Origin of the sequence: Trichococcus patagoniensis (assembly GCF_003051085.1) — a bacterium.
Lineage (GTDB): Bacteria > Bacillota > Bacilli > Lactobacillales > Aerococcaceae > Trichococcus > Trichococcus patagoniensis.
Map to the genome: position 1 here is coordinate 101381 of NZ_QAOM01000005.1, position 15093 is coordinate 116473.

The window sequence follows — 15093 nt, forward strand, 5'->3', positions numbered from 1 at the left end:
CATCTACTCTCATTTTAGTCGACTTCAGCGGGATTCGCAACTTGTCAAGTCCGATTAAGCCACCAAAAAAAGGATGCTGTTAGGGCATCCTTTTTTTGGTGGCAAGCCTAAATTAAAACGGGTGCTTATCTGTCAAACTTTTCCCGACGCTTGGTTGACTTGATGAAAAGTTGTTTTAACGCAACACTGTCGTCGTTCTTGATGGCCGCCTTGATCAGGTCGACTTGATCCTCAAACGTCTGGATGCTCTCCAGCAAGTACTCTTTGTTCTCCAGGAAAAGTTCGCTCCACAGGTCTTCATTGATTTTGGCGATCCGGGTCAACTCGCGGTAACTGTCACCGGTGAATTTTTCCGTTTCGCGGCCTTCAACATCACTGTTGACCAAAGCCACGGCGATAACGTGCGGCAACTGGCTGGTGAAAGCGATCATTTCGTCATGGTAATCGGCAGAGATGCGCGTGATCCTCCCGAAGCCCATCTCCATGATCAAAGCTTCCATGAAAGCAAGATTCTCCTCTTTGTTGGACGGAAGCGGCGTCAGGATGTAATTCGCATTTTTGTAGACGGAACTGCTGGCGAAATCGATGCCTTTTTTCTCGCGACCGGCCATCGGATGACCGAAGACGAAGTCGATCGAGGCAGGCAAAACCGACAGGATATCTTCGATGAAGAACTTTTTGACGCCCGTTGCATCCGTCAGAATCGAGCCCGGCTTGAAATGCTGCTTGTGGGTGACGATGAAATCGTGCACCAGACGGGGATAGAGCGAAAAAATCACTAAATCGGATTGCGGCAGGATGTCTTTGCCATCCTGATAACCCTCCTTGATGAGCTGTTGCGCTTTGGCTTTGTCCAGTGTCGCTTGATCGATGTCGATGCCGTAAAGATTGCGGTAGCCGGCATCGTGAAGGGCCATCGCGAAGGACCCGCCGATTACGCCCAGGCCGACGATCGTGATGTTCAGGTCCTTATTGAGGGTTGTCATGGGCTTCGCCTTCCTTTCCTGCTCCTATGTGGTGCGCGATGATTTCAGCGGCAAGCTCTTCCAAAGGCTTGTCGTTCTTGACGACGAAATCTGCAGCGTCTTGGTAGAGGGCCTCGCGTTCGGCCTTCAGCGCATAGATCCGTTCGAATCCATCCTTCAGCAGCGGTCGATGGGAAACTTCGATGTCATGCGTGATGTCTTCGACTGCACGGTCGATGTAGTAGACTGTGCCGTTCTGTTTCAAGGCCACGATGTTTTCGTTTCGTTTGACGACACCACCGCCCGTGCTCACGATCGTATCCTCGAAATCGGCAATTTCTTTATAGGCATCCGACTCGATGTTGCGGAAATAGTCCTCCCCGATTTGGAAGAGGTCAGTGATGCTTTTGCCGGTCTTCTCCTCAATGAAGGCATCCGAATCGATGAAACGGTAACCGATTATATTGCTCAATAATTTGCCTAAAGTCGTCTTGCCTGCGCCAGGCAGTCCGATCAGGATGATATTTTTTCCCAAATCTTTCACCTATTCCCGTTATGATATTATTTTGTCATAGATTTCTTGGTTCAATGTAAGCTCGAAAGGCCGTTCCAGCCAGATTTCCTGGGATTTGATGCCTTGATGCACCAACATTTCCAATCCGTTGCATATTTTCAGGCCGGCTGTTTTTGCCAAGCGGAGGAATTCCGTTTCCTGCGGATTGTAGATCAGATCCACTGCTGCACTGAAGTGACGGATTACTTCCAATGGTACCGCGCTGAGGCCGATCTTGTCAGGGAACATGCCAAGCGGCGTCGTGTTGATGATCAGATCGCCTGCGATATCGGCTATCTCATCATAACTCATCAAGGAGATGCGCGGATCGTCCGGAATATCAGTCAGGGAGCCTTTTTTTCGTGAAACGATGATAATCTTATTGATGCCATTATCTAGTAAATATAAAACGACTGCCTTTGCGGAACCGCCGAAGCCCAAGACCATGGCCGTTTTGTTTTCGATCGCGATGTCGTGCGAAGCCAACATGGTTCCGAATCCGTAATAATCAGTATTGGCGCCGTACAGCTTGCCGTCTTTTATTTTGATTGTGTTGACAGCACCGATGCGCGTGGCTTCCGGTGTGATCTCGTCCAAGTAAGGCATCACCGTCTGTTTGTAGGGAATCGTCACGTTGACGCCGACGAACTGAAGCACGCGGATCCCTTCGATGGCCGCTTCCAAATCTTCAGGGGCAAGTTCAATATGTTTATAACCGGCGTTCATTCCGATCAGATTGAAAAAAGTCGAATGGATTCTTTCTGAATAACTGTGGCTGAGATGTTCGCCGAATAAGCCGAAAAATTGCATCAAGTTTCACTCCTTTTAGGAAAGTGTAGATTATTGCCTTGTAAATTTCAATACCCAGATTAAATTAAAAAAAAATTAAAAAAACTATTGCAATGATTAGAGTGTTTGTTATAATGATTGAAATCAGACGTTTTCATTATGAGTTCAGCTGATTAAATGATACACAAGAGAAGAGGTCATCCGATGGGTTCCACGCATGCTATCAATCTTTTACAAACAAACTTTTACTTTACATACTTTACATTCTGGGGCTTCTATTTTAGCGCTGGATATTTTGTTTGGAAAAAATTGCATAGAGCGAATATGAGAAACATCAGAGGATGCGAAAAATAGGTTGCAGGACGGATTGTCAGGCAACAGCATTTTTGGATAACGAAGCTTAACGCGGTGCTCATATAACATGGGCACCGCTTTTTATTTTTTTAAAAGCAAAAACACACTAGGAGGAACAAGACATGATCATCATTTTGAAGAAAACGGCCAAAAAAGAGGAAATCGACGAACTGACTAAACGCTTAACGGATAAAGGGGTCATCGTGAGCCCGGTAATCGGCGAAACAATGACTATTTTGGGCTTGGTGGGCGATACTTCCAAAGTATCGATGGACACCATCCAGCAACATCATATCGTTGAACGCGTATTGAAAGTTCAGGAGCCTTACAAAAAGGCCAACCGCAAATTCCATCCGGACGATACGGTTGTCGAAATCGACGGCCAACGCATCGGTAACGGCTACTTCGGCGTGATCGCAGGTCCTTGTTCCGTTGAAGGCGAAGAACAGATCATCAGCATCGCGCAGCGCGCAAAAGCGGCAGGCGCTAACTTCCTCCGTGGCGGAGCTTTCAAACCGCGTACATCCCCATACAGCTTCCAAGGCTTGGAATTGGAAGGTTTGCGTTTGTTGAAATTGGCGAAGGAAGCGACTGGTTTGCCGATCGTAACGGAATTGATGTCGACGAAATTCGTTGATGAATTCGAGGCGGATGTCGATATGATCCAAATCGGTGCCCGCAACATGCAGAATTTCGATCTATTGAAGGAAATCGGCAAAACAAAGACACCCGTTTTGTTGAAGCGCGGCCTGTCCGCAACTTACGAAGAATGGTTGATGTCTGCTGAATACATCATGTCCGAAGGGAACGAAAACGTCATCCTTTGCGAACGCGGCATCCGCACATTCGAAACGGAAACACGCAATACATTGGATATCCAAGCCGTTCCGGTCATCCAAAAATTATCCCATTTGCCGATCATCATCGACCCAAGTCATGCCGGCGGTTCTGCTTACCTTGTGCCATCCATGTCCAAATCCGCAGTCATGTCCGGCGCGAACGGTCTGATGGTCGAAATCCATCACGATCCTGAGAACGCATGGAGCGATGGCCAACAGTGCCTGAACCCGAATGAGTTCGATGAGTTGATGGCTGTCGTAAAACAATTGATTGCCATTGAAGGAAAGCATTTGGATGCGGTAAAATAAAGGAAGCACTTTCCTTGATAAAAAACGAAATCTGAATGAGATCTGAATGAGGAGTGAAACAATGGCTGAATTACATGTAGGACTCGGCAAAAACAGCTATACGATCCTGATCGAAAATGGCTTGCGCCACCGTCTTCCGGAAGAAATCAAAAAAATCTACAGCGGCAAGAAGATTGCCATCATCACGGACCATAACGTCAACGCGCATTACGGGTCCCAGTTGGAGGAAGGCCTGCAGGCGGCGGGGTACGAAACGCTTGTGGTTGCCTTGCCGGCCGGCGAGCAGACGAAAGATTTCCAGATGCTGCCGCTGATCTATGAACAATTGTTGGATTTCCAACTCAACCGCAGTGAATTGATCATTGCTTTGGGTGGTGGCGTCATCGGGGATCTAGCGGGCTTCGCGGCTGCCAGTTTTCTGCGCGGCGTTCCCTTCATCCAGATCCCGACTTCCTTGTTGGCCCAAGTGGACAGCAGCATCGGCGGCAAGGTCGGCGTCGATCTGGCAAGAGGGAAGAATCTGGTCGGGGCTTTCTATCAACCGAAGAAAGTGTTCATCGATCCGGAAATGCTGAACACGTTGTCGGACCACTTTTTCCGAGACGGTCTAGGGGAAGTCATCAAATACGGCTGCATCAAGGACGCCGAATTTTTCAGCTTCCTGCAGACGTTGCATACCCGCGAAGAGATGATGGCGCACATCGAAAAGATCCTCTATACGTGCTGCGACATCAAGCGCAGAGTCGTGGAAGAAGACGAGAAGGACACCGGCGAACGGATGTTGTTGAACTTTGGCCACACGATTGCGCACGCTTTGGAGACCTACACCAATTATGCGAAATACTCGCACGGTGAAGCGGTGGCCATCGGGATGGTCGCGATCACACGCCTTTCCGAGAAAAAAGGCTTCACAAAACTTGGCACTGCAGCTGCAATCGAAGCACTGGCGAAACAAGTCGGCTTGCCTACGGAACTGCATATGGAAGAAGTTGATTTGGACAGTTTGTTGGCGATCATGACGTTGGACAAAAAGAATTTGGACGATCATCTGAAAGTCATCCTGTTGAAGGAAATCGGCATCAGCTACGTCCAGGATGAAACCATCGCCTTCTTTGATGATCTGGAGAACATGTAGAACTTATACTATAGAAGAAACAAAATCGAAGCAACAAACAGGAGGATTAAAATGGATTTGACGATACAGCCACATAAGCTATCGGGAACAGTGACTGTCCCGCCTTCAAAGAGTTTGGCGCACCGTGCAGTCATCTGTGCGGCGCTTTCCGACGGCACCTGCAAGATCGACAATATCGCGCTTTCGGATGACATCATCGCAACTACGGAGGCCATGAAGGCATTCGGAGCAGTCATCGAGCAGGACGGCAGCACCTTGACGATCACCGGTGCGGGCCAATACGTTACAGACGCAAAAGCCAATGAGAGTGCAACGACCGCTGAGCACCTGATCGACTGCAACGAATCCGGTTCGACTTTACGTTTTGTCGTTCCGATTTCGACGCTTTTCCAAGGCGCGAGCCGTTTCGTCGGCAGAGGGAATCTGGGCAAACGTCCATTGACCATCTTCTACGATATTTTCGAGGAACAAGGCATCTCTTACAAACCGACTGAAGGCGAACTTGATTTGGTTGTGGATGGGAACCTGAAGCCAGGTAATTTCTCATTTCCTGGGAATGTCAGTTCACAATTCATCACGGGCCTTTTGTTCACCTTGCCGTTGTTGGACGGAGATTCGGTCATCACGATCACGACGCCGCTTGAATCGATCGGCTATATCGATCTGACGCTGGATGTCATGAATGCTTTCGGTGTCACCATCGAAAACGAAGGCCATCAGCTCTTCCGGATTTCGGGCGGCCAGTCCTACAAAGCGACGGATTACCGCGTCGAAGGGGATTATTCCCAAGCGGCCTTCTTCCTTTGCGCAGACGCATTGGGGAACGACTTGTTGGTGGATGATCTGTCGATGGATTCCCTTCAGGGTGACCGCGCTGTCGTCTCCATTCTGGAAGCGATGGGCGTCTCTTTTGAGCAGCAGGGCAACGGCCTGATCGGCACGGCAAAAGATGGGCTGCACGGTACACTGATCGATGCGGCGCAATGCCCGGACATCATTCCGGTCGTCGCGTTGACGGCTTGCCTGAGCGAAGGCAAAACGGAAATCATCAACGCCGGCAGACTGCGCATCAAAGAATGCGATCGTCTGCAAGCAACGGCCAGCGAATTGAAGAAACTGGGCGCTGACATCGAAGAATTGCCGGAAGGGCTGTTGATCCACGGCGTCAAATCGCTGAAGGGCGGAGAGACGGTCTGGAGCTACAAAGACCACCGCATCGCCATGATGCTGGCAATCGCTGCGACAGTCTGCGAACAGCCGATCACGGTCACGGATGCCGAGTGCGTTTCAAAATCGTATCCGAATTTTTGGGAAGACTATAAAGCAATAGGGGGCAAGATACAATGAGCGGTGTTTTTGGGAATAAATTAAAGGTATCCATCTTCGGCGAATCACATGGTTCCGCAATCGGCGTCACCATCGACGGTCTGCCACCAGGCCATGAGATAGATATGGATAAAGTTCTGGAGGAAATGAAACGGAGAGCGCCAGGCCAAGGGGCTTTGACGACGCCAAGGAAAGAAAAAGATCAGCCTGAAATCTTGAGCGGTTACTTCAACGACATGACGACAGGCAGCCCGCTTGCGGCGATCATCCGCAACAGCGACACGCGGTCCAAAGACTACAGCCAGATGAAGAAAGTTATGCGCCCCGGCCAGGCCGATTATCCCGGCTATGTCCGCTACGACGGCTTCAACGATTACCGCGGCAGCGGCCATTTCTCCGGCCGGATCACGGCACCGCTAGTGTTTGCTGGCGCGATTGCGAAGCAATTGCTTGAAAAACAAGGCATCACAATCGGCGGCCACGTGAAGAGTGTAGCCAAAATCCAGGATGACAGCTTCCTGAACACGGAAGTCACACCTGAAATGCTGAAAGGCTTTGCAACTAAAGAACTGCCGTTGTTGAACGAGTCGCTTGAAGAGGAAATGCGCAATCTGATCCGCGAAGCAAAAGCCAGCGGTGATTCCGTTGGTGGAACCGCAGAAATCTGTGTATTGGGCATCCCAGCAGGAGTCGGCAATCCGTTCTTTGATTCCGTTGAGTCCGTTCTGGCGCATATTTTATTTTCCGTGCCTGCCATCAAAGGTTTGGAATTCGGGAGCGGCTTCGGCATCGCAGAAATGCTCGGATCGGAAGCGAATGATTCCTACTATTATGACGGCGACCAGATCAAGACGCGCACGAACCATAACGGCGGTATTCTGGGCGGCATCACGGACGGCATGCCGATCATCTACAAAGTGGCGATCAAGCCGCCAGCTTCCATCACGAAGCTGCAGCAGACCATCAACATCGAAGACAAGACGGATGCGGAATTATCGGTTGAAGGCAGACACGATCCGATCATCGTACCGCGTGCCATCCCTGTATTGGAAGCCGTGACGGCGATCGCGATCCTGGATCTGCTGTTGGATTCCAAATTCTATAAATACGACTGAGAACGGAGTGGAAGGCGAGTATGACGGATTTAGAAGACTATCGCAAAGAGTTGGATGCCCTTGATCAGGAGCTTGTGGCTCTGTTCGAAAAACGGATGCACATTTCCCAAGCCATCGGCAATTATAAGCTGGTGCATGATTTGCCCATCTTTGACGAAGGCCGTGAGCAGCGCGTAGTGGAAAAGAATCTTACCCATCTGAAGAGTGAAGAGTTTGCGGTGCAGACCCATCATTTCTTGGATACGATCATGGATCTTTCGAAGGAAGTCCAAAAGGATGTCCGGGCGGCTTCGAATGATTATGAGCAGATTTTTGCGATTCACGAACCAAAAGAGCGCGCACAGATCGGTTATTTTGGGGAAACGGGCTCGTTCTGCGAAGAAGCGATGTTGGCCTATTTCAAGGAAGCACCCCGCGATCCGAAAAACTACCATACCTTTGAATCGCTGTTTATTGGTATCCAGAACGGGGAAATCGATTACGGCGTTCTGCCAGTGGAAAATTCTTCTACTGGTGCGATTTCACAAGTGCTCGATCTGTTGTACAAATACGGCCTATCCATCGTGGGTGAGCAATACATCAAAATCGAGCAGCATCTGATCGGCCTGGAAGGGACCGGTTTGGATCAGATCGAGGAAGTCTATTCGCACCCGCAAGGTTTCCAGCAATCCACCGATTATTTCAAGGACCACGAGCAGTGGCGCCAGATTCCCTTCCACAGCACATCCGACAGCGCCAAAATGGTGAAGGACTCCGGAGATCCGCATAAAGGTGCTATCGCCAGCAGAAGGGCCGCTCAGATTCATGGCCTCGCCATCTTGGCGGAGAGCATCCAGAATCAGAGCGAAAACACGACCCGTTTCATCATCGTCGGCAAGGATCTTGAGTCGAATCCGCGCTGCAACAAAGTCAGCGTGGTGTTCTCTTTGGACAACCAAGCCGGTACGCTGTTCAAATTGCTGCGCCATTTCGCTAGGTATCACATCAACCTGATCAAAATCGAATCCCGCCCCGTCGAAGGGGAAAAATGGGAGTACCTGCTGTATCTGGATTTCGAAGGCAACATCTCCGACGAAAACGTCCATGAAGCCCTGCGCTTCATCCACCGGAGCAGCGTCTACTTCCGACTCTTGGGCTGCTATAAGGCCGCTACCGAAAACAAATAAATAAGCTATCCGTGCTTCTGGGGGTGGCCTGAATAGCCAGCGATGACCGCTCCGTGCGGTGTGTTGCTGGCTATTTGTTTTTTTCGATTCTTGCAGTCCAACGCAAAAATGGGTACTATTAGGAGGAGAACGTGTTACGGAAGGATGATATTTATGAAAGCAGCAGAGAGACGAAATGAAATCATCAAATTATTGGAAGCCACGGATCAACCGGTGAACGCCACCCAATTGGCCGAAATGTTTTCGGTCAGCCGCCAAGTCATTGTCGGCGATATCGCCTTGATCCGAGCAAAAGGGATCGAAGTTCTGGCAACGCCAAGGGGCTATCTTTCCGCCAGTGCATTCAAGGGCGAAGAGAGCCGGTTCACAGGCAAAATTGCCTGCCAGCATTCGCGGGCCGAGACAGTGACGGAACTGAACATCATCGTGGACAACGGCGGCGAGGTCGTGGATGTCCAAGTTGAGCATCCCGTCTACGGCACTTTGACCGGTGAACTGCATATCCGCTCGCGCCATGATGTCATCGATTTCATGAAAAAGATCGCCTCGAACGAAGCAGCGATGCTGTCTTCGCTGACGGGCGGCGTGCATCTGCATACACTTGCCTGCAAGGATGAAGAAACATTCCTGCGCATCAAAAAAGAATTGCAGGAAGCAGGCATTCTGTATTCCGGGTGAAAACGCATGAAAATAAGCTTGACAACTCCTGAAAAGATTATATAATATATTACAACTGTCAAGACAGTTGTAAACTTCTTTGGAGGGATTGGCGAAATGAATACACGTACACAAACGAAACACATTACGATAGCTGCTCTACTGATTGCGATAGGGATTCTGATACCGATGATCTCCCCTTTGAAAATAATTCTGGAACCGGCATCCTTTACATTGGCTAGCCATGTGGCGACGATGATCGCCATGTTCATTTCACCCGGCATCGCTGTTGCGGTTGCCTTTGGAACGGCAGTCGGCTTCATGCTTGGCGGCTTTCCATTGGTCGTAGTCCTGCGTGCGGCGACGCACATGATTTTTTCTTATGTCGGGGCGAAATACATCCAAAAGCACCCGGATATGGCGCATGATTTCAAAAAATCATTGTTGTTCAGCTTAGTCCTAGGTGTGTTGCATGCTGGCTGCGAAGTCATTGTCGTGAGCCTGTTCTACTTTGCAGGAAACCTTACGACAGCATATTACGATAAAGGTCTGATTTCTTCCGTCATGCTGCTGGTCGGCATCGGAACCGTCATCCACAGCATGGTCGACTACTGGTTGGCCCAAATCGTCTGGAAAACGGTCGGCAAAAAAGCAGCACCTGTGCGCTCTGTGTAGATCGGAAAACGAATCAAATAAGAAGGACGCATCCCAGATTTCGGCGGGATGCGTCCTTTTCTATTTGGAAATTGAATATATGCTCAGAAATAACCCGCCAAAACCTTGTTGGCGGGGAAAATCCGTTCAAATCAGAGCAAGAAAACCCGCCAAAACGTCCTTGTCGGGGGAAAACGGCCGCGGACAAGACGAGATAACCCGCCAAACCCATTTTTGCGGGGAATTCCGAAGTTAACCGTTAACCCGATTCCGATCCCGAACCCTTACCTCGGACCAGACAAGCTTACCATCAAACCACAAAGAAGCGGCCGTCTTCTTTTCGGGACTAGACAGCCGCTTTCTGTTGCACGTAACTTACGGACTCTTTGGTTTTTCTTAACCGTTCGCCAGCAAAAATTCGCACAGGTTGGGGTCGTAGATGAAGATTTCACCGGTCTCGATGATGTAGTGCCAACCGCTGATCTGCAGCGTGTCGGCTTCCATTCTTTCGGCGATGTAGGGATGGGTAACCAAATGCTTCAGCTGCTCCAAGACATTGCCTTGTTCCATCATCCAGGCCCGGGCTTCGGGTTCGGATTCCGGAATTTCCTTCAGGACGCGGTCGCGGACCGGATGGATCAGTTCCAGCCACTTGCGCGTATGCGGCAAATCATCGAGTTTGCCTTCGGGATGCAAGCAAGCTGCGCAGCCGCCGCAGTTCGAGTGGCCGCAGATGATGATGTTCTCTACGCCGAGCGCGAGCACGGCATATTCGATAGCGGATGTCGTCGCCAAATATTCCGAAGAAATCCGGTAAGGCGGAGCGATGTTGGCGATGTTGCGGATGATGAACAATTCCCCCGGCAAAGTCCCGGTGATCATATTAGGATCGATGCGCGAATCGGAACAGGAAATAAAGAGGGTATGAGGTTTCTGGGAACTTTTCAATCCCTTGAACAGCTCGCGATGAGATTCAAAATCTCTCCTCCTGAAATTGACGATACCTTTTAATAACTTATCCATGCTCATACCTTCTTTCTGAATTGATTAACCGAACAACAGTTGCGCCAATTGCACGATGATCGGGATTGTAAAGATGGACAATAAAGTTGTCAGGACCACGAGCCGCGCGCCGTATTCATAGTCGCCGCCGAACAGACGGCCAAGGATGGCGGTATTCGTTGCAGCCGGTGCACAGGAAGCGATGGTCAGGACGATTTCGACCATATAGTTGTCGATCGGCAACAAATAAATGATCATGATCGATACAATCGCGGTCACGATCAAGCGCAGGAAGGTTATCCAATACGCTTTCGGGAAAGCCAACAATTCCGCAAAATTGCTGTTGGCGATGTAGCTGCCGAGGATGATCATGGCCAGAGGTGTGTTCAACGCGGCCAAACTATCGACGGATTTCCAGAGAAAGTCAGGGATTGGAAATCGGCTGATGTAGATGAACAAACCGATGGCGGCACCGATCATTCCCGGGTTGAGAAGTGTTTGCCGCAAAGACATAGACTTTTTGTCGCCGGATATCAAATATTGGCCATAAGTCCATTGGGTGACGTTATTTGCCATGATGTAACCGGACATAAAAAAGACGCCCTCATAGCCCACGGTAGCCAGGACCAAGGGGATACCGACAAATCCGGCATTCGGGAAAATTGTGGCATATTTATCGATACGGTCCTCTTTTTTCAGCAGGACCTGGACGATGAACGCGCGGATGGAAATCGTCAGAAAAGCCGCCAACGTCGCCCATAATAACAACTTCAATCGTTGCGCATCAAAAGCGGCATTGAACGAGGTGATCATGGTCGCGGGCATCACGAACAACGAGAGGATGGTCGATATTTGACGAGTCCCTTCGCTGGTGATGATATTCGACCGGATCAGAAAATAACCAAAGAACATGATGCTGAACATAGTCAGCATCTGTTGGAAAACGATACTTATCAAAGTGGCGCGGCACTCCTTTCATCAAGTGAAGTTGAATGTCAGATTTTTCTGTTCCTCCATGATAACATACCACGTGATATTATTTTAAGGAAAATCTCATAAATGTCTAGTATAATGTATTGGAATGCATTTTGATGATAAACAAACAACAGCGTGTCAAGCTGAAGAATGGAGAAATAGAGATGGCTAAAGTAGAAAGTTTTGAATTGGATCACGATTTGGTGAAGGCGCCGTATGTCCGCCAAGCAGGCTACGAAGTGCATGAAACAGGAGCAATCGTCACAAAATTCGATCTGCGTTTCGTGCAGCCTAACCAAGATGCGTTGCCGACAGGGGCTATGCACACGTTGGAGCACCTTTTGGCGATCAATATCCGTGATTATGTGGATGGTGTCATCGACTTGTCACCGATGGGCTGCCGCACTGGATTTTATATGATTTGTTGGGGTGAACATACTCCGGAAGAAATCGCTGTTGCCTTGGAAAAAGTGTTGCAGATTGTGCTGGAAACGACCGTAGTTCCGGCAACAACTGCAAAGGAATGCGGAAATTACCGCGATCATTCCTTGTTCGGCGCAAAAGAATACGCGAAGCAAGTGTTGGCGGCGGGCATCAGCCGCGACCCTTTCACGCGCACAGTCTAGAAATTCAGAGAGGATTGACGTTATGACGAAAGAATTAATCGTAAGGACAGGACCGCAAGAATATGAATGCAGAGGAGGCGTCCTGTCGACTTTGCCGAAACGATTGGATGAGCGCTTCGTCAAGAAAGTGCTGATCGTGCACGGAACCGTATCCTGGCAAAAAGCCCGTCCCTACCTTGAAGATCTTTATCAAGCGGGATTTGTAATCACAGAAGTGGCTTTTTCGGGCGAATGCAGCTATGAAGAAGTCGACCGCATCGTCGGGTTGGCTGCACAGCATGAGAGCGATGCGATCATCGGCGTCGGTGGGGGGAAAATCATGGACGCGGTGAAATATGCTGCCGCGAAAGCGGAGGGGACATTGAACGTAATGGTGCCGACATTAGCGAGCAATTGCGCGCCATGGACGCCGCTGAGCGTCATGTATACTGAGGATGGCGTGTTCATCCGCTACGATTTCCTGCAGCAACAAGCTTCGCTTTTGTTGTTGGAACCAAAATTGATCATCGATTCGCCCAAGGATTTCTTTGTGGCCGGTTTGGCGGATACGCTGGCCAAATGGTACGAATCGGATGAAATCCTTTCGCTGCCTGAGAATGCCCAACAACCGATGCTGATGATGGCGCGCCAAGCTGCCTTCATCTGCAGACAAAGCATCCTGGACCACGCCGAGTTGGCGATCGCCAGTCTGGAAGCCGGTGAAGTGACGGAAGCTTTTGTGAAACTGACGGAAGTCATCACTTCCATCAGCGGCATGGTCGGCGGGATGGGCGACGCTTTTGCGCGGACGACCATCGCCCATGAAATCCATGATGCCATCACCAACTTCCCAGAATCGCATCATTTCCTGCATGGGCATAAAGTTGCCTATGGAATCATGGTCCAATTGGCCTATGAAAAGAAATGGGCGGAGATCGATAATCTGATTCCGTTCTACGAACATTTGGACATTCCGAAGAGCCTCCACGATCTGCATCTGGACAGGCTGGACGCGCAAGGCATCATGGAAATCGCCCGTCTGTCGACCAAGCCTGAAGCACCGGCGCACGGACTGCCTTACGAAGTCACTGCCGAGTTGATGACGGAAGCGATCCAGGCACTCGAGGCCTACATGGCGAATTTGCCGGAACTCTGATCTGCGGCTCTCCGATTTGGCAAAATCTGGAATAATCGGTATACTGTAAACACGAACATTTACCGATCAGAAAAAATACCCATTCTTGATAAGCGAGGGATCATCGATGAACAGTGAAGAATTAGTCTCCAGAGCTAGAGCGGCCATGCAACATGCATACATCCCGTATTCCCATTTTCCGGTAGGAGCGGCAGTCCTCTATAAGGACGGCGAAGTGATCGAAGGCGTGAACGTGGAAAATGTTTCCTTCGGCGCGACAAACTGCGCTGAGCGAACCGCCTTGTTCACCGGCGTTACGAGAGGCTACCGCAAAGACGACGTCGCAGCCATCGCCATCGCTGGCGACACGGAAACGTTCCTCCCACCTTGCAGCATCTGCCGCCAGGTGATGGTGGAATTGTGCGGATACGAAACGCCTGTCTACCTTTCCGATAAGCACGGAGGTATCAAGGAACTGACGATCAAAGAGTTGGTTCCTTACGCCTTTACCGATATGGATATGTAAAAAAAACAACTGCGGCCCACCAATCAGAGGTAGGCCGCAGTTGTTTTTTACATTTTCAGAAACAGCACATAGGCTATCGTCATCAGCAACAGCAAATGGGCGCTGATGCCGCCGAGGCAAAGGTAAAGGGTATCCCGTTTTGTTTCGTTTATTGTCTGGTACAGGCTGGCGATGAACGTCACCAGATAGCTGGAAAGATGGACCAAGAACAACAACAGCACCGGGACAGCCATCAGGATCGGTGCGATGAGGCTGATCACAAAGGCAGTCCCCAACAGCAACAGACTGAAAGCGTTCATTCCTGCGTATTGCGTCATCCAGTTGTGGAAGGCATGGCGTCTGTGCAGAAAAAATGTTTTGATGAGGTATGCCAGGAGTGGGTACAGGTAATAGAACGCCAGGAACAACAGTAAACTCTTCATGAACCAAACAACCGCTTCGACCCGGAAAGTGACGTTCGGCAGCAAGGAAATCTGCGATAGCAGATCATATTGATTAGCCAATGCGACCGCAATCCGTGTCACCAACCCGGCTGAAAGCAACGCCGAAAGGACGAATGTAAAGTAGCCGTAAAGATTGTGGCTTTCTCTGCGCGATTTTCTGGTCTCCGCGGGGTCTTTCATTTTTTTCCACAAAAAACGCATGTAGCGGATGAATTTATTTATTGCTTCATTGAAAGTGAAGGCTTGCTTATCGGCACGCGAAGCCGCTTCGGCTGTTTCTTCATCTTCCGTAAGGTCGACAAAATTTTCCGTATTATCTTCGAATAAAGTGGATTGATAAAATTCGTCTTGTTGGATCGCGTCCGAATCGGAAACATCCGATCCGCACATTGGGCAGATCAAAGCCTCTTTTGGGATGCGATTATGGCAATAGATACATATCTTCATTGGATTTTCTCCTTCTCACTGATAACTAACTTCTAGAATAATTCAGTTTGTAGGATATAGCAAGGTTATTTTTGCGACAAACTTTTTGTAATGGAACC

The 15093-nt window shown here is 49.6% G+C and carries 16 protein-coding genes; 10 read left to right on the forward strand and 6 right to left on the reverse strand.

What is annotated here, in order from left to right:
* Positions 1 to 125: 125 nt before the first annotated feature.
* The 3 genes from C8U37_RS04455 to aroE are packed head-to-tail and all read right to left on the reverse strand — an operon-like array spanning position 126 to position 2328.
* Positions 126 to 986 carry a prephenate dehydrogenase gene (locus C8U37_RS04455; protein WP_245879757.1) on the reverse strand — a complete coding sequence of 287 codons (861 nt, stop codon included), beginning with the start codon at positions 984 to 986 and terminating at the stop codon, positions 126 to 128.
* Complete coding sequence (locus C8U37_RS04460) at positions 970 to 1500, reverse strand: shikimate kinase (RefSeq protein ID WP_108032069.1); 531 nt, start codon at positions 1498 to 1500, stop codon at positions 970 to 972. Before C8U37_RS04460 ends, C8U37_RS04455 begins: the two co-directional genes overlap by 17 nt.
* Positions 1501 to 1518: 18 nt before the next feature.
* The gene (gene aroE / locus C8U37_RS04465; RefSeq protein ID WP_108032070.1) at positions 1519 to 2328 is read right to left on the reverse strand and encodes a shikimate dehydrogenase; all 810 of its coding nucleotides are present in this window, start codon (positions 2326 to 2328) and stop codon (positions 1519 to 1521) included.
* Between the two features lie 455 nt (positions 2329 to 2783).
* On the opposite strand from aroE, the gene aroF reads away from it, so the two are divergent.
* The 7 genes from aroF to C8U37_RS14440 all read left to right on the forward strand — a co-directional run bounded on the left by aroF (position 2784) and on the right by C8U37_RS14440 (position 9883).
* Positions 2784 to 3809 (forward strand): 3-deoxy-7-phosphoheptulonate synthase, encoded by a 1026-nt coding sequence (gene aroF / locus C8U37_RS04470; protein ID WP_108032071.1) that lies wholly within the window; start codon positions 2784 to 2786, stop codon positions 3807 to 3809.
* A 61-nt stretch (positions 3810 to 3870) separates the two neighbouring features.
* Positions 3871 to 4944: a 3-dehydroquinate synthase gene (gene aroB / locus C8U37_RS04475; RefSeq protein ID WP_108032072.1), complete on the forward strand. Its 1074-nt coding sequence runs from the start codon at positions 3871 to 3873 to the stop codon at positions 4942 to 4944.
* A 51-nt stretch (positions 4945 to 4995) separates the two neighbouring features.
* Positions 4996 to 6291 (forward strand): 3-phosphoshikimate 1-carboxyvinyltransferase, encoded by a 1296-nt coding sequence (gene aroA, locus C8U37_RS04480; RefSeq protein WP_108032073.1) that lies wholly within the window; start codon positions 4996 to 4998, stop codon positions 6289 to 6291.
* Entirely contained in the window at positions 6288 to 7385 is a 1098-nt protein-coding gene (gene aroC, locus C8U37_RS04485) for a chorismate synthase (protein WP_108032074.1), read from the forward strand. The genes aroA and aroC overlap by 4 nt, the downstream gene beginning before the upstream one ends.
* A 20-nt stretch (positions 7386 to 7405) precedes the next feature.
* Positions 7406 to 8551 (forward strand): prephenate dehydratase, encoded by a 1146-nt coding sequence (gene pheA, locus C8U37_RS04490; protein WP_108032075.1) that lies wholly within the window; start codon positions 7406 to 7408, stop codon positions 8549 to 8551.
* 153 nt (positions 8552 to 8704) lie between these two features.
* Entirely contained in the window at positions 8705 to 9229 is a 525-nt protein-coding gene (locus C8U37_RS04495; protein WP_108032076.1) for a transcription repressor NadR, read from the forward strand.
* Between the two features lie 96 nt (positions 9230 to 9325).
* Positions 9326 to 9883, forward strand: coding sequence for a hypothetical protein (locus tag C8U37_RS14440; protein WP_170100190.1), 558 nt, complete (start codon positions 9326 to 9328; stop codon positions 9881 to 9883).
* Between the two features lie 375 nt (positions 9884 to 10258).
* On the opposite strand, the gene C8U37_RS04505 is transcribed toward C8U37_RS14440, so the two are convergent.
* Complete coding sequence (locus tag C8U37_RS04505; protein WP_108032078.1) at positions 10259 to 10885, reverse strand: carbonic anhydrase; 627 nt, start codon at positions 10883 to 10885, stop codon at positions 10259 to 10261.
* Positions 10886 to 10909: 24 nt separating this feature from the next.
* Positions 10910 to 11821, reverse strand: coding sequence for an AEC family transporter (locus C8U37_RS04510; protein ID WP_108032079.1), 912 nt, complete (start codon positions 11819 to 11821; stop codon positions 10910 to 10912).
* Positions 11822 to 12003: 182 nt separating this feature from the next.
* Here C8U37_RS04510 and C8U37_RS04515 point away from each other — a divergent pair, with 182 nt between their 5' ends.
* From C8U37_RS04515 to C8U37_RS04525, 3 genes are all read left to right on the forward strand, one after another.
* Complete coding sequence (locus C8U37_RS04515) at positions 12004 to 12465, forward strand: S-ribosylhomocysteine lyase (protein ID WP_108032080.1); 462 nt, start codon at positions 12004 to 12006, stop codon at positions 12463 to 12465.
* Between the two features lie 22 nt (positions 12466 to 12487).
* On the forward strand, positions 12488 to 13600 hold the full coding sequence (locus tag C8U37_RS04520) for an iron-containing alcohol dehydrogenase family protein (RefSeq protein ID WP_108032081.1): 1113 nt from the start codon (positions 12488 to 12490) through the stop codon (positions 13598 to 13600).
* A 106-nt stretch (positions 13601 to 13706) separates the two neighbouring features.
* The gene (locus C8U37_RS04525) at positions 13707 to 14105 is read left to right on the forward strand and encodes a cytidine deaminase (protein WP_108032082.1); all 399 of its coding nucleotides are present in this window, start codon (positions 13707 to 13709) and stop codon (positions 14103 to 14105) included.
* Positions 14106 to 14152: 47 nt separating this feature from the next.
* Here the strand turns inward: C8U37_RS04525 and C8U37_RS04530 are convergent, their stop codons facing one another.
* Positions 14153 to 14995, reverse strand: a complete 843-nt coding sequence (locus C8U37_RS04530) for a hypothetical protein (protein WP_146161807.1) — start codon at positions 14993 to 14995, stop codon at positions 14153 to 14155.
* Between the last annotated feature and the right edge of the window lie 98 nt (positions 14996 to 15093).